Source organism: Mesorhizobium ciceri biovar biserrulae WSM1271, assembly GCF_000185905.1.
In the GTDB taxonomy this organism is placed as follows: domain Bacteria; phylum Pseudomonadota; class Alphaproteobacteria; order Rhizobiales; family Rhizobiaceae; genus Mesorhizobium; species Mesorhizobium ciceri.
Window position 1 is genome coordinate 4123075 of record NC_014923.1, and the last position, 18593, is coordinate 4141667.

Here is an 18593-nt window from a genome sequence, read left to right on the forward strand (position 1 = left end):
CTGCCTAGACAGGCACTATTTGGCGGGACAAGGTTTTGTCTGGTCGAACAGCGACAGGTTGACCAGCTTGCCGGTCATCGAGAAGTCGCCATAGTCCATGACGAGATCGCGGGTGATGCCGTTCTCATGCAGCTTGAAGCTGATACGGTATTCCGGAACCTCTTCGCCGGTCTTGTTGGTGTCGTCGAAATAGGCGATGTCGACCGGCCAGTATTTGTCGGTGGCGAGCTTTGCCAGTGCCGAAGCTTCCGGGTCGGCCTTGTCGGCATCGGTTTTCTTGCCGACAACGACGGTGGTGGTCATCACCTTGTTGGCGTCTTCGGAACCGTCGAACAGGTTGGTTTCGTAAAAATTCTCGCCTTTTTCGGCCTTGCCGATCAATTCGACCAAATGCTGGGTCGGGAATTGGGTTGTCGCGAGCTCGACGCTGTTCTTTTCAGGCTTGTCGATGTCGACCTTCAGGCCCTTGGTTTCTTTCGTGGCGATGCCCTTGACCTCCTTATCGAGATTCTGGTCGACGAAGGACTTTGTCACGAACGAAAAGGTCTTGCCCTCGGCATCCTCGAAAGTGGTCGTCTGCTGGTCGGTCAACCTGGTGTTGTCGGCGGTGACGATCTGGGTGACGAAGCGGAATTTCACCGTATAGCCTTCACAGGCCGAGCCATTGAACTCATAGACCATGCGGCCGGATATGCCCGTGATGCCGGACTGATCGGAAGCCTTTTTCAGGGTAAGATCGTAAACGGCGCGGTGGGCTTGCAGCGCCGGCGCTGCGAAGACAGGGCCTATCGAGAATATCCCCGACAACAGGACGGCATGGAATGCGAGGCGCGTTGCGCGCATGAGGTACTCCGATCGTCGCGACTGATGGCAGGCCGCAGGGAAAGATGGTCCAGCTTAAAAAAAGTCGTGGCGGAAGCGAGGCAAAAATAGCAATTTCGGCCCGGCCGGCGCGGCGTCACCAAGCAATAGGGAAATACCATGAGTGAAACAATCGAAAAGCGGCTAAGCGATCTGGGTGTGACGCTTCCCGTCGCCGCCGCGCCCGCCGCTAACTACGTGCCCTATTGCAGGACCGGCAATTTGCTGTTCACTGCCGGGCAATTGCCGCTCAAGGACGGCAAGCTGCAGGCGAGCGGGCTGTTGGGCCGCGATCTCGATACCGCAGGCGGCAAGGATGCGGCAAAATACTGCGCGATCAACATCCTGGCGCAGGCCAAGGCAGCACTCGGCGATCTCGAGAAGATCAGCCGTCTGGTGAAGATCACCGTTTTCGTCGCCTCGACACCCGAGTTCGTCGAGCAGCATCTTGTTGCCAACGGCGCCTCCGATTTCCTGGTCGCCGCCCTTGGCGAGCGCGGCAAGCATGCACGCTCCGCCGTCGGCACGGCCTGCCTGCCGCTTAATGCCGCAGTGGAAATCGAAGCCATCTTCGAAGTCGCATGAGCCAGGGTACAGATATGACCGACCTATCCTGGCTGACCGCCCGGCCCGTTGCCCACCGCGGCTTCCACGACATGAACAAGACGCGCTGGGAAAACACGCTGTCGGCCTTCGCCGCAGCCGCCGAACGCGGCTACGCCATCGAATGCGACGTGCACCTGTCGTCCGACCGCGTTCCCGTCATCATCCATGACGGCGATCTCAAGCGCCTGACCGGCCAGGATGGTTTCGTCTGGCAGCGTACCGCAGCTGAACTCGCGGCGCTCAGGGTCGGTGGCACGGCGGACCATGTGCCGACGCTGCAGGAAGCGCTCGACCTGGTCGATGGCCGCGTGCCACTGGTCGTCGAGCTGAAAGGCACGCCCGGCTATGACGAAGGCCTGGTGGCAAGCGTCGGCAAGATGCTCAAGCGCTACAAGGGCAAGGCGGCGATCATGTCGTTCGACCATTGGCTGGTCCGCGATTTTCCAAAGGACGCGCCGGGTATCCCAGGGGGTCTCACCGCCTACGGCAAGGACGTCGGATTGATCGAGGCGCATTTCGCCATGCTGGCGCATGAGATCGCCTTCACCTCCTACGCCGCCGGCGACCTGCCAAACCCATTTGTCAGCTTCGTGCGTGAAAGGCTGAAAATGCCTGTTATCACCTGGACGGTGCATGACCAGCCGGCGGTCGACCTGACCTTCAGATATGCCGACCAGATGACGTTCGAAGGGTTCGAACCCGATATGGTCAAAGTCGCCTGAGTGTCTGAAACGTGACTTGCACCAGGCCGGACGGAGCTTAAATAAGCCTCATGGATCAGGGCGACGAGGGTGACGGACAAACGGCCAATGCGGACTATTCGATCCGCGTCGCCGCCGGCATCGGCGCCTTCACCTGCGATGAATGGAATGGCTTTGCGGGAACTGCGCGCGGCGATTTAGAAACCAGCTACAATCCTTTGGTTTCATTCGCTTTCCTGAGCGCCCTTGAGGATTCCGGATGCGCCGTGCGCCGCACTGGTTGGCAGGGCCACCATCTCAGGCTGGAGGATGGGCGGGGCAGATTGCTGGGCGCGGTGCCCTGTTATCTCAAATCGCACAGCCAGGGCGAATATGTGTTCGACCATGGCTGGTCGGATGCGTTCGAACGCGCCGGTGGCCGCTACTATCCCAAACTGCAAAGTGCCGTGCCGTTCTCCCCGGTCACCGGCCCTCGCCTGCTGGTCACCAGGGGCGAGGACAGTGCCAAGGTGAAGGCCGGTCTCGCGGCGGGCCTGAAGGCGGTGACGCAAAAGCTCGGTGTCTCTTCCGCACATGTCACCTTCGCGCAAGAGAGCGATGTGGAGGTGCTGGAAGCAGCCGGTTTCCTGCACCGCACCGACCAGCAATTCCATTTCTTCAACGAAGGCTTTTCAACCTATGACGACTTCCTCGCCACCCTTGCCTCGCGCAAGCGAAAGGCGATGAAAAAGGAAAGGCGCGAAGCGCTTGCCCCAGGCATTTCAATCGACCGGCTGACCGGCAAGGACCTCACGGAGAAAGCCTGGGACGATTTCTTCGCCTTCTACATGGACACCGGCAGTCGCAAATGGGGCCGGCCCTATCTCAATCGTCAATTCTTCTCGATGATCGGCGAGCGCATGGCCGACGACATCCTGCTGGTGATGGCCAGGCGCAACGGGCGCTATATCGCCGGCGCGATCAATTTCATCGGCTCGGATGCACTCTATGGCCGCAACTGGGGCTGCATCGAGGACCATCCCTTCCTGCATTTCGAGGTCTGCTATCATCAGGCGATCGACTTCGCCATCGAGCGCAAGCTCAAGGTGGTCGAGGCGGGAGCGCAGGGCGAGCACAAGCTGGCGCGCGGCTACCGGCCGGTGACCATGCATTCCGCGCACTACATTGCGCACCCAGGCCTGCGCAACGCCGTCGCCGACTATCTTCGGCGCGAACGGCAGGAGGTGGAGCGGATGAGCGAATATCTGGAAGAGCATACCCCGTTCCGCAAGGATCTCGAGGAGTAGCCCCGGTTGGCCGGCTGGGGGGGCGACGATTATCTTGCCGAATTTCGACGCCTTCGCTACACGAAGGCACAATCCGGAGCGTTCGCCATGACCGAGGCCGCCTACGATACCGACAACATTTTCGCCAAGATCCTGCGCGGCGAAATTCCCTCGCACCGTGTCTACGAGGATGACGCGGTCATCGCCTTCATGGATGTGATGCCGCAGGGGCCCGGCCATACGCTGGTGGTGCCGAAAGCGCCGTCGCGCAACCTTCTCGATGCCGATCCGTCAATTTTCGGCCATCTCTTGAGCGCCGTTCAGAAAGTGGCGCTGGCGGTGAAAAAGGCCTTCGGCGCCGATGGCGTCACCGTCATGCAGTTCAATGAGCCGGCCTCGGGGCAGACCGTCTATCATCTGCATGTGCATGTCATTCCGCGCTTCGACGGCATCCCGCTGAAGCCGCACACGGGCGAGATGGAGAAGCCGGAGATTCTGGTCGGGAACGCCGAAAAGATACGGACTGCACTCAAAAATTGAGAGCGGGAGGTCCGCCAATGATGTGGTGGACCTGGTCGAGAATATCGGACTAACAAGCGCCGTTCAGTCCAGAAGCCGATTCTAATGCCCGGCCGTGCCCAGTGCCGACTCAACCGTTTGCAACTCTAATCGTCTGATTAGGAAATATCGAACCATCTCACGGTAAAATGCTAACGCGTGGCGAGCTGTGGGGCTTCAAACCATGGAACATTCGGTTGCGGCATCGGCCCCACTGGCGGGGGCAATTGTCGAGCGTGCTTTTCTTGGCATCTTGGCGGATGCCTTTTGGCGACACCGGCTGCTGCACGCTATGGCTGCCGCTGCGCTGCTTCTGGCAAGCGCAGTCGGGTGGCACACTGGAAACATGCCGGATTTCGGCGTTCTGGAGGAATACGCTGAGTATCTTTTCATCGCCTTCTGGATTTGCGGCTCAGCCTTTGCACTTGGGACGCTTCTCCATCTTGCGCTGGTCCAGCGGGATACCGAACCGCTGCACACCTTCCTCAAGTCACTGGGTAGATTCTTTGGCGACGCCGAACGCATTGCCAACAGCCTGAATGGCCTGGGTGCGGGTCTTGCCTTCATATCCGCGATCGGTGTGTTGAAGGGAGCCATTGCAATCCTCTCTCCGTTTGCATGGGACAAGGCATTGGCTCAGGCCGACCGCATCCTGCATTTCGGTCGAGCCCCGCACGAATGGTTGTGGTTTATCGTCCAGTCGCCGCTTGCATTGAAGATCATCAACATCGCTTACAATTTCTGGTTCGTCGTGCTCATTACCGCGGTTTTCACCGTGTGCATCGCACGCAAGGATACGAAGCTGCGTCACCAGTTCCTGATGAGCTTCATGACGGTGTGGACGCTGGGTGGCTTCTTCCTCGCGATGGGCCTGTCGTCGGCTGGCCCTTGCTTTTACGAGCGATTGGGGTTCGGCAACGACTTTCACGCCCTCATGCAAGCACTCGCCACCGCCGATCGCATCTATCCAATCTGGGCGCTCAACACGCAGGATATGCTGTGGGGTGGCTACACCGGCGCAACTACCGGCAGCGTCGGTATATCCGCCTTCCCATCCCTGCACGTTGCGATGGCGATGCTGTTCGCTCTCTATGCAACGCGGCGGTCTCGGCTGGCCGGTGTTGTGATGTGGTTATTCGCGGGCGTCATTATGGTCGGATCCGTCGTGCTTGGCTGGCACTATGCCGTGGATGGCTATGCGGGCGCATCCCTGATGGTCGCGATCTGGAAGGCGTGCGGATATTTGCTGACCCGTTTCGAGTCGGACAGCGCGGCCGCTGAGAGCTCCACCATGCAATCGCCGGCCCTTTGCGGGATGTAAATTCGCCGATCTGGACGAACTCGCCTGCGGCGGCATGCCGGTCAAAACGCCTCAAGGGCGGCGCTGGATGGGTTGGACAATTTCCGAAACGCTGTTGGATACGATCCTTGCCGAAGCTGCTCTGCGAGCGTGTCCGCGCATTGCCCAGGGCTCAGGAGCGACGTGTCGACTTCCAGATCGTACACGCCGGGCCGGTGCACCTCTTCCTGCCACAGGCGCGCCACCGGGCCGCAATCCCATCCCGGGTCGATAGCGCGGCGGCATGGCCTGCTCGCAAACGTCGACACCGAGATTGATCCAGACGCTATCGAAGCACTCCTGAACAGCCTTGGCGATGCTTGTTTTCCGATCGCGGCGCACCGTTCAGGATGATGATCTGGCCGATTATGCCTACCCTCGCTCCAATAAAAAAGCCCCGTCTCCGGGGCTTTCTTGACTTTCGTAAGCTCAGTTCTTTCGGGGCAGTTGTGGCACCAGGCTGCGCTTGCCGCCGTCCTTGCCCTTGGCTTCGGGCTTCTGCGCCACCAGCTTCTTGGCCGCCGGCTTTTTCACCACGGCCTTTCTGGACTTCGGCGTTTCTTCCGGCTCTTCCTTCTTCGGCTTCACCGGCGCCTCGTCGGCCAGCGATTCGAGCTTCAGGCCGGTCTCGCCGGTTTCCTTCTTCTCGACGGTGACGCGCACCGTGCCGCCCTTCTTGAGCTTGCCGAACAGCACCTCGTCGGCCAATGGCTTCTTGATGTGCTCCTGGATCACACGACCGAGCGGCCGCGCGCCCATGCGCTCATCATAGCCCTTGTCGGCGAGCCAGGCGATCGCGTCCGCCGACAGGTCGAAGGTGACGCCACGCTCGGAAAGCTGGGCCTCGAGCTGCATGACGAACTTCTGCACCACCTGATGGATGACCGGCACCGGCAGCGAGCCGAACGGGATGATCGCATCGAGACGGTTGCGGAACTCCGGCGTGAACAGCCGGTTGATCGCCTCGACATCGTCGCCTTCGCGCTTGGTCGAGCCGAAGCCGATCGCCGCACGCTGCGCATCCGACGCGCCCGCATTGGTGGTCATGATCAGGATCACATTGCGGAAGTCGATCTGCTTGCCGTTGTGGTCGGTCAGCTTGCCATGGTCCATAACCTGCAACAGGATGTTGAACAGGTCCGGATGCGCCTTCTCGACCTCGTCCAGCAACAGCACGCAATGCGGATGCTGGTCGACGCCGTCCGTCAGAAGACCGCCCTGGTCGAAGCCGACATAGCCGGGAGGAGCACCGATCAGCCGCGACACGGTGTGGCGCTCCATATATTCCGACATGTCGAAGCGGATCAGCTCCACGCCGAGCGACGCGGCCAACTGCTTGGCCACTTCGGTCTTGCCGACGCCGGTCGGGCCGGAGAACAGGTAGGAGCCGATCGGCTTCTCCGGTTCGCGCAGGCCGGCACGCGCCAGCTTGATCGCCGAGGTCAGTGCGGTGATCGCAGTGTCCTGGCCATAGACGACTCGCTTCAGCTCGATATCGAGGCCCTGCAGCACCTTCTCGTCGTCGGCCGAAACCGTCTTCGGCGGGATGCGGGCCATGGTGGCGATCGTCGCCTCGATCTCCTTGATGCCGATAGTCTTCTTGCGCTTGGCTTCCGGCACCAGCATCTGCGAGGCGCCGGTCTCGTCGATCACGTCGATCGCCTTGTCCGGCAGCTTGCGGTCGTTGATGTAGCGTGCCGACAGTTCCACCGAGGCCTTGATCGCCTCGTTGGTGAACTTCACCTTGTGGAACTCCTCATAATAGGGCTTGAGGCCCTTCATGATCTCGATCGCGTCCTCGATGGTCGGCTCGTTGACGTCGATCTTCTGGAAGCGCCGCACCAAGGCACGGTCCTTCTCGAAGAACTGGCGGAATTCCTTGTAGGTGGTCGAGCCGATGCAGCGGATCGCACCCGACGACAGCGCCGGCTTCAACAGGTTGGACGCATCCATGGCGCCGCCTGAAGTCGCCCCTGCCCCGATCACCGTGTGAATCTCGTCGATGAACAGCACGGCGCCAGGATAATCCTCGAGCTCCTTGACGACCTGCTTCAGCCGTTCCTCGAAATCACCGCGATAGCGCGTGCCGGCGAGCAGCGTGCCCATGTCGAGCGCGAAGATGGTGGCATTGTGCAGCACTTCGGGAACGTCGCCCTCGACGATGCGCTTGGCCAGGCCCTCGGCGATCGCCGTCTTGCCGACGCCGGGGTCACCGACGTAGAGCGGGTTGTTCTTGGAGCGGCGGCACAGCACCTGGATGGTGCGGTTGATCTCGGACTCGCGGCCGATCAGCGGGTCGATCTTGCCGGCCTTGGCCTTGTTGTTGAGATTGACGCAATAGGCCGTCAGCGCGTCCTGCTGCTGCTTCTTCTTGCCGCCTTCCTCTTGCGGCTCGGCGCCGTTCTGGCCGCCCTGCTCGTCATCGGCGCCGCGCGGCGAGCGTGTCTCCGACGCGCCCGGACGCTTGGCAATGCCGTGCGAGATGTAGTTGACCGCATCGTAGCGGGTCATCTGCTGTTCCTGCAGGAAATAGGCGGCATGGCTCTCGCGCTCGGCGAAGATAGCGACGAGCACGTTGGCGCCCGACACTTCCTCGCGGCCAGAAGACTGCACATGGATCACCGCGCGCTGGATGACGCGCTGGAAACCGGCCGTCGGCTTGGAGTCCTCGTCGTAGCCGGTGACGAGGTTGTCCAGCTCGGTGTCGATATAGGTGAGAACCGTATGCTTGAGCTCATCGAGATCGACATTGCAGGCGCGCATGACGGCGGCCGCCTCGGTGTCGTCGATGAGCGCGAGCAGCAGATGTTCTAGGGTTGCATATTCATGGTGCCGCTCATTGGCGAGCGTCAGCGCCTGGTGAAGCGCCTTTTCCAGGCCTTGGGAGAAAGCCGGCATGTTACCTCACTTCTTCTCCATCACGCATTGCAGCGGATGCTGATTCTGTCGGGCGAAATCCATGACCTGGGACACTTTGGTCTCGGCCACCTCGAATGTATAGACCCCGCACTCGCCCACTCCATGATTGTGAACATGAAGCATGATGCGTGTGGCGGCTTCGCGATCCTTCTGGAAAAAACGCTCCAGCACGTGAACCACGAACTCCATCGGAGTGTAGTCGTCGTTGAGGATGAGGACCCGATAAAGGCTGGGCTTCTTGGTCTTGGTTTTGGTGCGCGTGATGACGGCCGTCCCACGGCCGGCCCCATTGCCGTTACCGTCGCCGTCTTGCATTCGCACCACGCGTCTCGTGGCAGTCAAACCGATCGTCACGTATTCCTGCCTCTTTCGATTCCCCATGCGAGTTCGACATGTAGGTGTTCGATGTACGATTTTAAGCCCTTCTGGTTAGCTGACAATATGGCTAGGTCACCAAACTTGGACGATTTTCGCAATCGTGAAGGGGCGCGAGGCTCTGGAACGGAAATTGACACGAAAAAGCCCGGCCACGTTTCCACGGCCGGGCTTTTTCTCGGGTCAAAAGGCTGAATCTGGGTCACGTCAGGCGAAATCAGTTCGCCCGGCCGAAATTACTTCGCCTTGGCAACGATCGATTCGAATGGCTTGTAGGCTTCCTTGGCGAGTTCGGCATAGAGATCGCCAATCTTGGTGGCCTCGGCGACGAAAGCCTCATAGGACTGCTTGGCATAGTCCGACTGGATCTCGATGGCCTTTTCCAGCGACTTGGCTGAAAACAGCTTCTCCACAGTGGCGCTGCCGGTTTCAAAACTCTTCTTGGTGTATTCACCAGCCTCGGTGGCAATCGCCTGTGCGCCCTTGGAGAGCGACGCGAAGCTCTTCAATCCGGTGTCGGCGAACTCTTTGCCGTATTTGCTGAAGTCCTCATAGGTCTGGGTCATTTCACGATTCCCTTGACGGTTGAGGCGTCCTTCTTCGGGGCGCCCTTGTGCAATGCAAGATAATATATTGTGCGCCGCACAAAAGTCAAGATTTCGCGGGCTTGCGGACCCGCCTGCGCAGCCAATGGCTAAAAATCGAATAAAGAGAGCTTCAAGCACGAAGAAAATGGTGAACGCGGCGGTTACCATAAACGGATTGGTAACGCTGCGCCGGTAGCTTGGCCGGAAGCGAGGCAGGACCCTTTGCCGCCTCCAACGCAACGAAGAAATCCAAGGGAAGTACCAGTGCGTAAGGCGTTGTTGGGCATCGTTTCCAAATCCACCTCCCCTCTCAAAACGATGATGATCATCGCCTTGGCGATGACATTCGTTTTTGGCGACGTTGCCTCGTCGCTGGCGGCCAAGCAGGCGGCCATCGTCGTGGATGCCAAGACTGGCAAGGTGCTTTACTCCGCAGATGCCAACGGCAGGCGCTATCCAGCTTCGCTGACCAAGATGATGACGCTGTACCTGACCTTCGAAGCGATGGCGAAGGGCAAGATCAGCAGGAATACGCCAGTGGTGTTTTCCGCCAAGGCCTCCGCCGAGGCGCCGACGAAACTTGGCGTGAAGCCGGGCGGTTCGGTCACGGTCGAGACCGCGATCCTGTCGATCGTCACCAAGTCGGCGAACGACTCGGCCACCGCGCTCGGCGAAATGCTCGGCGGCAATGAAACCACTTTTGCCCGCATGATGACCGCCAAGGCGCGTGCGCTGGGCATGAACGGCACCGTGTTCCGCAACGCCAATGGCCTGCCAGACCCTGGCCAGTTCACCACCGCGCGCGACATGGCGACGCTCGGCATCGCGCTGCGCGAGCATTTTCCGCAATATTACGGCTATTTCTCGCAGCGCTCCTTCCTCTACGGGCGTCAGCGCATCAACGGTCACAATCGCCTGCTCGGACGCATCAAGGGTGTCGACGGCATCAAGACGGGCTACACCCGCGCCTCCGGCTTCAACCTCGTCTCGTCGGTTTCCGACGGCAATCGCCGCATCGTCGGCGTGGTCATGGGCGGCAGCTCCGGCCGCAGCCGCGACAATCAGATGGCCAGCTTGATCAACACCTATCTGCCGAGGGCATCGACTCGCGGCGGTGGCGATCTGGTGGCCAAGGCCGGCGGCAACAACCCGGTCACCGCCCTCGCCCAGGTTCTCCTGCCCAAGCATGACGCTCCGACGCCCGATGACAAGCCTGTTGTGGCGCAGGACGACGCCACCGTCGCCGAGGACGCCACGGTCGCGGAAGACGATACCCCGCAGGCCGAAGAAGCAGCCCCCGTCGTCAAGACCAGAAAGGTCAAGACCGTCATCGTTTCAGCTCCCCAGGTCGCGACGGCCCAGGTCGTCGCTGCCTATGCCGAGCCAACGCCAGCGGCCGTCGACCCGGTCAACACGGCGTCGGTGCCGTCGGGCTGGGCCATTCAAGTCGCCTCGTCGCCAAAGCAGTCCGAGGCACAGGCCTTCCTCGACAAGACCACCAAGCAGGCGCCCAAGGTGCTGGCCGACGCCTCCGGCTTCACCGTCGCCTTCGACAAGGACGGCGTCACCTACTATCGCGCCCGCTTCGGCGGCTTCGGTTCGAAGACCGCCGCCTGGAAGGCCTGCACCGCTTTGAAGAAGAAGAACATCGAGTGCTACGCCGTCCAGCAGTAGGACGGCGTGGAAATCATCTCCCGGAAAAATTCTGCGTCGAAGGAGACTAGTTGTGATTGGAGAGCAAGACGTCCTTGGCTTCGTTAATCCGCGCCGCCAGGAAAGACGTGCCGCCGACATCGGGGTGCAGGCGCTGCATCAGGCGGCGGTGCGCCTTGCGGACATCCGCCGCGGCGGCCCCCGCTTCAAGACCAAGGACCTTGTAGGCCTCCTCCTTAGTCATGGCGCCCGGACCTGGCGCAACACCCAGCCCTTCGCCACCGTTCGTCTCAGTGTTTTTGCGCCAGACGGGAAATCTGCCGTCAAGATACGTCTCTAGCAACTGCCGGCTCTCCGGATCACCGGAGAGTTCGCGGTAGAGGTGCTGCAATTCCACCAGCCCCATCGCGCCAAGCATCTTGCCTTCGTGGCGGCCAGCCAGGACCAGTCCTTCGAGGCCGCCGGTATCGTGATCGAGCTCCATTTCCAATGCCGCTGTGCGCACCGTCGAGCGTTTGCCCGGTGCAAGCCCCGCCGGCTGGCGTTTCATTCGCATGGAACCATACCAGGCAATTGCCGCGGTGAGGATCATGCCGCCGACGCCTTCACGGCCGACCACCAGCACGGCGACGCCGACAACTGCCAGAAGAGCCGGCCCAAGCGTTCGCAGCGTGCCCGCCAGTTTCGCTGGCTCGGCACGCAGAAAGATCGTCACCGCGCCGAGCAGCAGCAAAAGCAACGCTACAAAAGCGATGATTGCGCCCATTATTTTCCGCCGCCCCGCAGATGCTCGATCATCAGCCGGTCTTCCGGCCTGCCTCTGGCTTCGAGCGCCTTCAACCCGCCGGTCGCGAACACGGCGACAGCCGAAAGCAGTCCGGCCAGGGTCGCGGCAGCCCGCCGATCAAACCGGAACCAGGCCCCCTTGGACAGCCGCGCAACTTCTTTGAACGCCTTTTCCGCGCTGGAGTCATGGCCTTCCTGAAAGACGAAGACAGGAACGCCATGAAGGCCGAGGCTGCCGGCCTTTTCGGCCAGATCGTCGATATCCTCTTCCATCGCATCGCCGATATAGACCAGCGCATTGACCTTAGCGGTTGCCGTCTGTTTCAACGCATGCGCCAGCACCTTGCCGATCTGGGTATGACCGCTGCGGCACTCGATCCGCGTCATCAGCTGCTTCAAGGCATTGGTGTCGCTCACGAAAGCGGACGAACGGCACTCGCCAAGACCGCGAAAATAAACCAGTTGCACGCTGAGGGTTCCTGCCTTGCCGACGGCGTCGAACATCTGGCCCTGCAGCGTGCAGGCCAGATCCCATGTCGGCTGGCGGCTCATCGTCGCGTCGAGAGCAAGGATCAGCCTGCCCGAACCGGTCGCCGATGCGGCAAGTGTCCTCGCCTGGCGAATGAAGGTGTCGATCTCGCCGGCGTTGGATTGGGGCTTGATCGGCGCAGGATTGGTCCTCGCTGGCACAGGTTGCTTCTTATCGCTCATAAAAAACAAGATGTGGCGTTGCCACATCGCTTGCAAGCCCCACATCGGGTGGCACAAAGGGCCAGACGGTGATGCCACCTGGGGTCAGAGCAGGCCGAGGTCGGCAAGCTCGCGCCTGAGTTTCGGCGGCATCTCGATCAGTCCGGCCTTGCCCTTGCCCAGATCGAGCGGCGCGTCGGCCGGCTTCAGATAGCGCCAGCCCTGAAAGGCCCGGCGCGGCTGCCAGTCGGTTCGAACAACCTCGGGGTCGAGAATCAGGTGGCAGCGGCCGATGCCTTCACTATCGGTGAACGGCCGGATCTCGGTGATCAGTTGGCGGCACTGCACATTTCCTTTGATCACCCAATAGAGCGAACCGCCATCGGTGACCTCGGCGCCGCGCGTCGGCATCATGCGCGTGGTGTGATATTGCTCGACCGGCTCACCGGCGCGCCGCCGCTCGTCGAGGCGGAAGGCGATCCACTCCTCGAGATCTTCGACGCTGTCGCAGCCGACACAGAGTTTTATGAGATTGAGAGACATCGCTTAAGGTTAGTCCCGCATGCGGACGCGTCAACGACCGGATCGACTTCTCCACAGTGGCAGTTTAGGCCAGCCTTCAGCATTCCACGACGTTGACGGCGAGCCCACCCAGGCTGGTTTCCTTGTACTTCTCGTTCATGTCGAGGCCGGTCTGGCGCATGGTCTCGATCGCTGCATCGAGAGGTACGAAATGGGTGCCGTCGCCCTTGATGGCCAGTGACGCTGCCGTCACCGCCTTGACCGCGCCCAGCGCATTGCGCTCGATGCACGGCACCTGCACCAGCCCGCCAACCGGATCGCAGGTCATGCCGAGATGGTGTTCGAGCGCGATCTCGGCGGCATTCTCGACCTGCTCGGGCGTACCGCCCATGACGGCGCACAGGCCGGCCGCCGCCATTGCCGATGCCGACCCGACCTCGCCCTGACAGCCGACTTCGGCGCCGGAGATCGAAGCATTGGTCTTGATGATGCCGCCGACCGCAGCAGCCGTCAGCAGGAAATCACGAATGCTCGGCTGGTCCGCCTCGGGATGGAAATGCAGCCAGTAGCGCAGCACCGCCGGCAGCGTGCCGGCCGCACCGTTGGTCGGCGCTGTGACGACCCGGCCGCCAGCGGCGTTTTCCTCGTTCACCGCCATGGCGTAGATCGACAGCCAGTCATTGGCGAGCAAGGGATTGGGCTTGTTCTGCTGCCATTGCTCCTGCAGCTTGTCATGCAGCATGCGGGCACGGCGGCGCACCTTCAACCCGCCCGGCATGATGCCGTCCTGCGACAGGCCACGGTCGATGCAGCCTTTCATGGCGCTCCAGATGCCGTCGAGGCCGGCATCGAGCGCCTCGCGCGTCATCTGCGTCTCCTCGTTGACGCGTTTCATGTCGGCGATGGAAAGGCCGCTTTTGCCGGCCATGGCCAGCATCTCGACCGCATTCTTGAACGGATAAGGCACTTTCTTGCCTTCCGTCGTCACCGATCCCTTGGCCTTCATCCGCTGCAGTTCCTCTTCGGAAACCACGAAGCCGCCGCCGATCGAATAATAGATGCGCTTGAGCAGCAGGCGGCCGCCGGAATCATAGGCGTAGAACGCCATGCCGTTGGCGTGGCCGGTGAGCGGCGTCTTGCGGTCCAGCACCAGATCGGTGGCCGGATCGAAGCGATAGGTGGGATGGCCGGGCGGCGAAATACGCTTTTCGGCGGCGATGCGACTGGCAATGCCATCGGCCTGGTCGGGATCGACCGTCTGCGGCGTCAGACCGGCAAGGCCGAGCATGACGGCGCGGTCACTGCCGTGGCCGATGCCGGTATAGGCGAGTGACCCGTGCAGGCTGGCGCCAAGGCGGTCGACCTTCACACCCGCCGGGCGCGGCCAGTCATTTCCCGCGACCTCGTCGAGAAACCGCGCCGCGGCGGTCATCGGTCCCATCGTGTGCGAACTCGAGGGTCCTATGCCGATCTTGAACAGGTCGAAAACCGAAAGGAACACGCGGCGTTGTCTCCTGGAGTCAGGTCGAGGACTACATATAGGAATTCCCACGATGTTTCCGCTCTTTTGGAAATCGCGGCGCTGCACCCGCCGACCTTGTTTGCTCCGGCAGCGACATTGGCACGATCGCTGTATGCGGACATCGAAGCGATCGCGCTGAATGTGATAAATTCAGGCCATGGGCGATTCCCTCGATCTTTCGACAGCCGATCTCGCGGCGCTGGCCTTCTTCCTCGTCGCGTGGCTGCTGCACACGTTTGCCTCCGACGGCAAGCTTGTCAGCCGGGTGTCGCTGACGACGGCGATGAATGCACAGCGGCAAGCCTGGATGCGGACCATGGCCGAGCGCGAGATCCGCATCGTCGACACCGCCATCATGAGCGGGCTGCAGCAAGGCACCGCCTTTTTCGCCTCCAGCTCGCTGATCGCGATCGGCGGCTGCTTTGCCCTGCTCGGCGCGTCCGACCGGGTTCTTGAAGTGCTCAGCGACCTGCCTCTGGGTGGCGCGCCGTCGCGCGCGGCCTTCCAGATAAAGGTGTTTGGGCTGGTGCTGATCCTGGCGTTTTCGTTCTTCAAATTCGGCTGGGCGTACCGGCTGTTCAATTATTGCACGATCCTGATCGGCGCCGTGCCAATCCCGCATGGCGAAGCCTCGCGCAATCCGGTCACCGAAACGGCGGTGTGGCGTGCGGCGCAAATGAACATGCTGGCCGGAAAGCACTTCAACTCCGGCCTGCGCGGCGTGTTCTTCTCGATCGGTTATCTCGGCTGGTTCGTCGACCCCATGGTGTTCGTGTTGTCGACGCTGTTGCTGCTGGCGGTGCTGGTGCGGCGCCAGTTCTTCTCGGCGGCCAGGCAGGCGGTGATCGGTCAGCCACCCGGAAAAGGCTGATCGATCCGGCCTGACAGCCAGTAGGCAAAAAGCCCGATCCATTCCCGGATGGCCATGGTGGTGGCCTGCAGCGAATCGGCTGGATTGTCGCGGAACAGGCCGACGCCTTCCCGTCCCGAGGTGCGATAGTCGACCGGCCATGGAACGGTTGCAAAGCCGGCCTTGTCGAACAGCGCCTTGGCGCGCGGCATATGGAAGGCCGAGGTCACCAGCAGCCAGGTCTCGCCGGGCTTCGGCGTTACCAACTCCTTGGTGAAGACCGCGTTCTCATAGGTGTTGCGGGACTTGTTCTCCAGGATCATACGGTCGGCGGCCACGCCAAGCGCGGTGAGCAGGCGCGGCGCGGTTGCGGCATCGCCCTCGCCATCGAGAAACAACGCGCCGGTGCCGCCGGAGACGACCACCTTGGCGGTGGGAAAGCGCCGGGCGAGAATCGCGGTCTCGACCATCCGATCGCCGCTGCTGTTCAGCTCATAGCCGCCGCGCGCCAGATTGATGGCGCCCTCGAAGCCGCCGCCGAGCACGACGATGCCGTCGACCTTTTCCGGCAGCGGCGGGCGTTGAAAGCGCTCTTCCAACGGATTGAGCATCATGGCGCCGAGCGACGTCCAGGCTGACAGTGCAAGGATCAAAAATGCCAGCACGCTGCCGGCGCCCGCTAACCGTCGGCGCCCGATCGTGACCGCGAGCAGTCCCGCCAGCAGCAGGAAGATCGCCAGGTTGAGCGGCTGGATGAAGAACCAGAAGATCTTGGAAAGGTAGAAGAACATTGGCTGCCTATCGTCGGCTCGAATTCTCACGACCGATGAAGTGCTCGACGGCACTTGTCACAGCCTCGGCCTCGGGCCGGCTCAACTCCCTGCCGAAAACAAGGACGCCGTTGGTGTTGGTCAACCTGATGACTTCCGACAGCCCCGCTTCATCCGTTGGATAGGTATGGTCGAGGATTTCGGCCTCAAGGTGCCCTTTCAAAGGCAATGAGGAACGATTTCGCACAAAACCCCTGACGTCGCGCACGGCTGCCACGTCGGTTAGCCGCAGGGTTTCCTTGCCGAACACCAGCCACATGAAATCCTTGCCGAGGAAGTAGGTGAAGAGGGCAATGATCGCAGTGAACGACAGCAGTCCGAGAGTGCCGCTGGCGACGTTTGCGGGCGACGTGTCGGTCAATCCCATGTAGCCGGTGTAGGCAACGATCGCGGCCCCAACCAGGACGAAGCCCATCCTGAAATCCGAGATGCGCGGTGGGTTGGTTATCAGCAGTTCGTCTTCCGTCTCGACGATGGAAATGCGAGACGGGGGCGGCATGCTACCACCATTTCTCCGGCTGGAATGTGCCGGCGGCTTGCTCGATGATGGCGGCGGTCTGGAACAGGGTTTCCTCGTCAAACGGCCGGCCGATCAACTGAAGCCCGAGCGGCAAACCCTTGGCGTCGAGCCCGGCGGGCACAGCGATGCCCGGCAGGCCGGCCATGTTCACCGTGACGGTGAAGATGTCGTTCAGGTACATCTTGACCGGATCGGCAGCCATGTCCTCGTCGGCGATGCCGAAGGCGGCGGATGGCGTTGCCGGGGTCAGGATGACATCGACGCCGGCGGCGAAGACAGTCTCGAAATCCCGCTTGATCAGATTGCGCACCTTCTGCGCCTGCAGATAGTAGGCGTCGTAATAGCCGGCCGACAGCACATAGGTGCCGATCATGATACGGCGCTTGACCTCACGGCCGAAACCGGCGGCACGGGTCTTCTCATACATGTCGACGATATCCTTGCCCGGCACGCGCAAGCCGTAGCGGACGCCATCGTAGCGGGCGAGATTGGACGAAGCCTCGGCGGGCGCCACGATGTAATAGGCGGGCAGCGCGTATTTCGTATGCGGCAGGGAAATATCGACGATCTCGGCGCCGGCGTCCTTCAGCCAGGCAATGCCCTTCTGCCACAGCGCTTCGATCTCTTCGGGCATGCCCTCGACGCGGTACTCCCTGGGAATGCCGACCTTCATGCCCTTGATCGGCTTGCCGATCGCGGCCTCATAGTCCGGTACCGGCATGTCGACCGACGTCGTGTCCTTCGGATCGACGGAGGCCATCGACTTCAGCAGGATCGCGGCATCGCGCACGTCACGAGCGATCGGGCCGGCCTGGTCGAGCGACGAGGCGAAGGCGACGATGCCCCAGCGCGAGCAGCGGCCATAGGTCGGCTTGATGCCGACCGTGCCGGTGAAGGCGGCCGGCTGGCGGATCGAGCCGCCAGTATCCGTCGCGGTCGCGCCGGCACACAGGAAGGCCGACACTGCGGTTGCCGAACCGCCGGAAGAACCGCCCGGCACCAGCTGCGCATTGTCCAGGCTGCGCGCGGTCCTGGTGCCGCCGGCCGAGACGAAGCCGCCATCACCCTGATGCGTCGTCGGCATCACCACCGTGTCTAGGCGCGAGCGCCGCCACGGATTGATGACCGGGCCATAGTAGGACGTCTCGTTGGACGAGCCCATGGCGAACTCGTCCATGTTGAGTTTACCGAGCATGACGGCGCCGTCGGCCCACAGATTTGACGTAACGGTCGATTCGTAGCGCGGCTTGAACCCGTCCAGCACATGACTGCAGGCCTGCGTATGGACGCCTTCGGTGCCGAACAGGTCCTTGATTCCGAGCGGGATGCCTTCCAGCGCACCGCCCTCGCCCTTGACCAGCCTTGCGTCGGACGCCTTGGCCATGTCGCGCGCCTTGTCGCCTGTCACCGCGACATAGGCATTGAGCGCGGGATTGGCGCGATCGATGGCCGAGAGATAGGCCTCGGTGATCTCGGTCGCGGTGATTTCCTTGCCGTGCAGCTTGGCGCGAGCCTGTGAAATCGTCAGCTGGGTCAGGTCGCTCATCAAAGGCTCTTTTCGTAAAACACCGACCACTCGGAATCGGGATAATCCAGCACCGGGCCGCAACGCGAAAACCCGGCGCGTTCGTAGACGGTCCACGCCGCGGGGTGACGGTCGCCCGTCTCCAGCACCAGGCGCTTCAGCCCCTCGTTGCGCGCCAGCGCCTCGACCTGCTCGACGATTTTCGCGCCGATCTTCTGCCCGCGATGCGAGGGCCGCGTGTACATGCGCTTGACCTCGCCGACAGCGCCGTCATGGCGTTTCAGCGCACCGCAGCCAATGGCCATGCCGTTGTCGCGGGCGATGAAGACAGTCGTGTCCTCACCAGCCATCTGCTCGACCGTCAGATGATAGCAATGCTCCGGCGGCGTCAGTTCGAGCAAGGTCTGGTTGAGTTCCTCGACCAGGCCGCGCACGTCGTCCTGCAGTGGCGTTTCAATGGCGATGTCGATTGCCATCGGCCGGT

At 61.8% G+C, this 18593-nt stretch carries 19 protein-coding genes and 1 pseudogene; 7 read left to right on the forward strand and 13 right to left on the reverse strand.

Annotated elements, in window-relative coordinates:
* Positions 1-15: 15 nt before the first annotated feature.
* Positions 16-843 carry a cell envelope integrity EipB family protein gene (locus MESCI_RS20030; protein WP_013531768.1) on the reverse strand — a complete coding sequence of 276 codons (828 nt, stop codon included), beginning with the start codon at positions 841-843 and terminating at the stop codon, positions 16-18.
* A 138-nt stretch (positions 844-981) separates the two neighbouring features.
* Between MESCI_RS20030 and MESCI_RS20035 the strand changes: the two genes are divergently transcribed.
* The 5 genes from MESCI_RS20035 to MESCI_RS20055 all read left to right on the forward strand — a co-directional run bounded on the left by MESCI_RS20035 (position 982) and on the right by MESCI_RS20055 (position 5312).
* Complete coding sequence (locus MESCI_RS20035; protein WP_013531769.1) at positions 982-1446, forward strand: RidA family protein; 465 nt, start codon at positions 982-984, stop codon at positions 1444-1446.
* Between the two features lie 14 nt (positions 1447-1460).
* Positions 1461-2189: a glycerophosphodiester phosphodiesterase gene (locus MESCI_RS20040; protein WP_013531770.1), complete on the forward strand. Its 729-nt coding sequence runs from the start codon at positions 1461-1463 to the stop codon at positions 2187-2189.
* Between the two features lie 50 nt (positions 2190-2239).
* The gene (locus MESCI_RS20045) at positions 2240-3454 is read left to right on the forward strand and encodes a GNAT family N-acetyltransferase (RefSeq protein ID WP_013531771.1); all 1215 of its coding nucleotides are present in this window, start codon (positions 2240-2242) and stop codon (positions 3452-3454) included.
* Positions 3455-3541: 87 nt separating this feature from the next.
* Entirely contained in the window at positions 3542-3973 is a 432-nt protein-coding gene (locus MESCI_RS20050) for an HIT family protein (protein ID WP_013531772.1), read from the forward strand.
* A gap of 202 nt (positions 3974-4175) precedes the next feature.
* Positions 4176-5312 (forward strand): phosphatase PAP2 family protein, encoded by a 1137-nt coding sequence (locus MESCI_RS20055; protein WP_164754876.1) that lies wholly within the window; start codon positions 4176-4178, stop codon positions 5310-5312.
* A 41-nt stretch (positions 5313-5353) separates the two neighbouring features.
* On the opposite strand, the pseudogene MESCI_RS20060 reads toward MESCI_RS20055, so the two are convergent.
* The 4 genes and pseudogenes from MESCI_RS20060 to MESCI_RS20075 all read right to left on the reverse strand — a co-directional run bounded on the left by MESCI_RS20060 (position 5354) and on the right by MESCI_RS20075 (position 9190).
* Positions 5354-5700: pseudogene (locus MESCI_RS20060) on the reverse strand (phosphotransferase-like protein).
* A 59-nt stretch (positions 5701-5759) separates the two neighbouring features.
* Entirely contained in the window at positions 5760-8228 is a 2469-nt protein-coding gene (clpA, locus tag MESCI_RS20065; RefSeq protein WP_013531774.1) for an ATP-dependent Clp protease ATP-binding subunit ClpA, read from the reverse strand.
* Positions 8229-8234: 6 nt separating this feature from the next.
* Positions 8235-8564: an ATP-dependent Clp protease adapter ClpS gene (gene clpS, locus MESCI_RS20070; protein ID WP_023812950.1), complete on the reverse strand. Its 330-nt coding sequence runs from the start codon at positions 8562-8564 to the stop codon at positions 8235-8237.
* Positions 8565-8860: 296 nt separating this feature from the next.
* Entirely contained in the window at positions 8861-9190 is a 330-nt protein-coding gene (locus MESCI_RS20075) for a phasin family protein (protein WP_013531776.1), read from the reverse strand.
* A 285-nt stretch (positions 9191-9475) separates the two neighbouring features.
* Between MESCI_RS20075 and MESCI_RS20080 the strand changes: the two genes are divergently transcribed.
* Entirely contained in the window at positions 9476-10885 is a 1410-nt protein-coding gene (locus tag MESCI_RS20080) for a D-alanyl-D-alanine carboxypeptidase (RefSeq protein WP_013531777.1), read from the forward strand.
* Positions 10886-10931: 46 nt separating this feature from the next.
* On the opposite strand, the gene MESCI_RS20085 is transcribed toward MESCI_RS20080, so the two are convergent.
* The 4 genes from MESCI_RS20085 to MESCI_RS20100 all read right to left on the reverse strand — a co-directional run bounded on the left by MESCI_RS20085 (position 10932) and on the right by MESCI_RS20100 (position 14363).
* Positions 10932-11630 carry a DnaJ domain-containing protein gene (locus tag MESCI_RS20085; RefSeq protein WP_013531778.1) on the reverse strand — a complete coding sequence of 233 codons (699 nt, stop codon included), beginning with the start codon at positions 11628-11630 and terminating at the stop codon, positions 10932-10934.
* Positions 11630-12361: a VWA domain-containing protein gene (locus tag MESCI_RS20090; protein ID WP_164919949.1), complete on the reverse strand. Its 732-nt coding sequence runs from the start codon at positions 12359-12361 to the stop codon at positions 11630-11632. Before MESCI_RS20090 ends, MESCI_RS20085 begins: the two co-directional genes overlap by 1 nt.
* Before the next feature lie 84 nt (positions 12362-12445).
* A complete protein-coding gene (locus tag MESCI_RS20095; protein ID WP_013531780.1) occupies positions 12446-12883 on the reverse strand; it encodes a DUF1489 family protein in 438 nt (145 codons plus the stop codon).
* A 76-nt stretch (positions 12884-12959) separates the two neighbouring features.
* A complete protein-coding gene (locus MESCI_RS20100) occupies positions 12960-14363 on the reverse strand; it encodes an L-serine ammonia-lyase (protein WP_013531781.1) in 1404 nt (467 codons plus the stop codon).
* 178 nt (positions 14364-14541) lie between these two features.
* Between MESCI_RS20100 and MESCI_RS20105 the strand changes: the two genes are divergently transcribed.
* Complete coding sequence (locus MESCI_RS20105; protein WP_013531782.1) at positions 14542-15255, forward strand: DUF599 domain-containing protein; 714 nt, start codon at positions 14542-14544, stop codon at positions 15253-15255.
* Here MESCI_RS20105 and MESCI_RS20110 read toward each other — a convergent pair.
* The 4 genes from MESCI_RS20110 to MESCI_RS20125 are packed head-to-tail and all read right to left on the reverse strand — an operon-like array spanning position 15234 to position 18585.
* A complete protein-coding gene (locus MESCI_RS20110; RefSeq protein WP_013531783.1) occupies positions 15234-16025 on the reverse strand; it encodes a YdcF family protein in 792 nt (263 codons plus the stop codon). The genes MESCI_RS20105 and MESCI_RS20110 overlap by 22 nt on opposite strands.
* A 7-nt stretch (positions 16026-16032) precedes the next feature.
* On the reverse strand, positions 16033-16563 hold the full coding sequence (locus tag MESCI_RS20115) for a hypothetical protein (RefSeq protein WP_013531784.1): 531 nt from the start codon (positions 16561-16563) through the stop codon (positions 16033-16035).
* 1 nt (position 16564) lies between these two features.
* A complete protein-coding gene (locus MESCI_RS20120) occupies positions 16565-18130 on the reverse strand; it encodes an amidase (protein ID WP_013531785.1) in 1566 nt (521 codons plus the stop codon).
* A complete protein-coding gene (locus MESCI_RS20125) occupies positions 18130-18585 on the reverse strand; it encodes a GNAT family N-acetyltransferase (protein WP_013531786.1) in 456 nt (151 codons plus the stop codon). Before MESCI_RS20125 ends, MESCI_RS20120 begins: the two co-directional genes overlap by 1 nt.
* Positions 18586-18593 lie beyond the last annotated feature (8 nt).

Coding starts and splice junctions, on each gene's coding strand:
- MESCI_RS20045 (WP_013531771.1), top strand. CDS start 2,240: ATGGATCAGGGCGACGAGGGTGACGGACAAACGGCCAATGCGGACTAT.
- MESCI_RS20050 (WP_013531772.1), top strand. CDS start 3,542: ATGACCGAGGCCGCCTACGATACCGACAACATTTTCGCCAAGATCCTG.
- MESCI_RS20075 (WP_013531776.1), bottom strand. CDS start 9,190: ATGACCCAGACCTATGAGGACTTCAGCAAATACGGCAAAGAGTTCGCC.
- MESCI_RS20035 (WP_013531769.1), top strand. CDS start 982: ATGAGTGAAACAATCGAAAAGCGGCTAAGCGATCTGGGTGTGACGCTT.
- MESCI_RS20125 (WP_013531786.1), bottom strand. CDS start 18,585: ATGGCAATCGACATCGCCATTGAAACGCCACTGCAGGACGACGTGCGC.
- MESCI_RS20055 (WP_164754876.1), top strand. CDS start 4,176: ATGGAACATTCGGTTGCGGCATCGGCCCCACTGGCGGGGGCAATTGTC.
- MESCI_RS20095 (WP_013531780.1), bottom strand. CDS start 12,883: ATGTCTCTCAATCTCATAAAACTCTGTGTCGGCTGCGACAGCGTCGAA.
- clpA (WP_013531774.1), bottom strand. CDS start 8,228: ATGCCGGCTTTCTCCCAAGGCCTGGAAAAGGCGCTTCACCAGGCGCTG.
- MESCI_RS20105 (WP_013531782.1), top strand. CDS start 14,542: ATGGGCGATTCCCTCGATCTTTCGACAGCCGATCTCGCGGCGCTGGCC.
- MESCI_RS20110 (WP_013531783.1), bottom strand. CDS start 16,025: ATGTTCTTCTACCTTTCCAAGATCTTCTGGTTCTTCATCCAGCCGCTC.
- MESCI_RS20090 (WP_164919949.1), bottom strand. CDS start 12,361: ATGAGCGATAAGAAGCAACCTGTGCCAGCGAGGACCAATCCTGCGCCG.
- MESCI_RS20040 (WP_013531770.1), top strand. CDS start 1,461: ATGACCGACCTATCCTGGCTGACCGCCCGGCCCGTTGCCCACCGCGGC.
- MESCI_RS20030 (WP_013531768.1), bottom strand. CDS start 843: ATGCGCGCAACGCGCCTCGCATTCCATGCCGTCCTGTTGTCGGGGATA.
- clpS (WP_023812950.1), bottom strand. CDS start 8,564: ATGCAAGACGGCGACGGTAACGGCAATGGGGCCGGCCGTGGGACGGCC.
- MESCI_RS20120 (WP_013531785.1), bottom strand. CDS start 18,130: ATGAGCGACCTGACCCAGCTGACGATTTCACAGGCTCGCGCCAAGCTG.
- MESCI_RS20085 (WP_013531778.1), bottom strand. CDS start 11,630: ATGGGCGCAATCATCGCTTTTGTAGCGTTGCTTTTGCTGCTGCTCGGC.
- MESCI_RS20115 (WP_013531784.1), bottom strand. CDS start 16,563: ATGCCGCCCCCGTCTCGCATTTCCATCGTCGAGACGGAAGACGAACTG.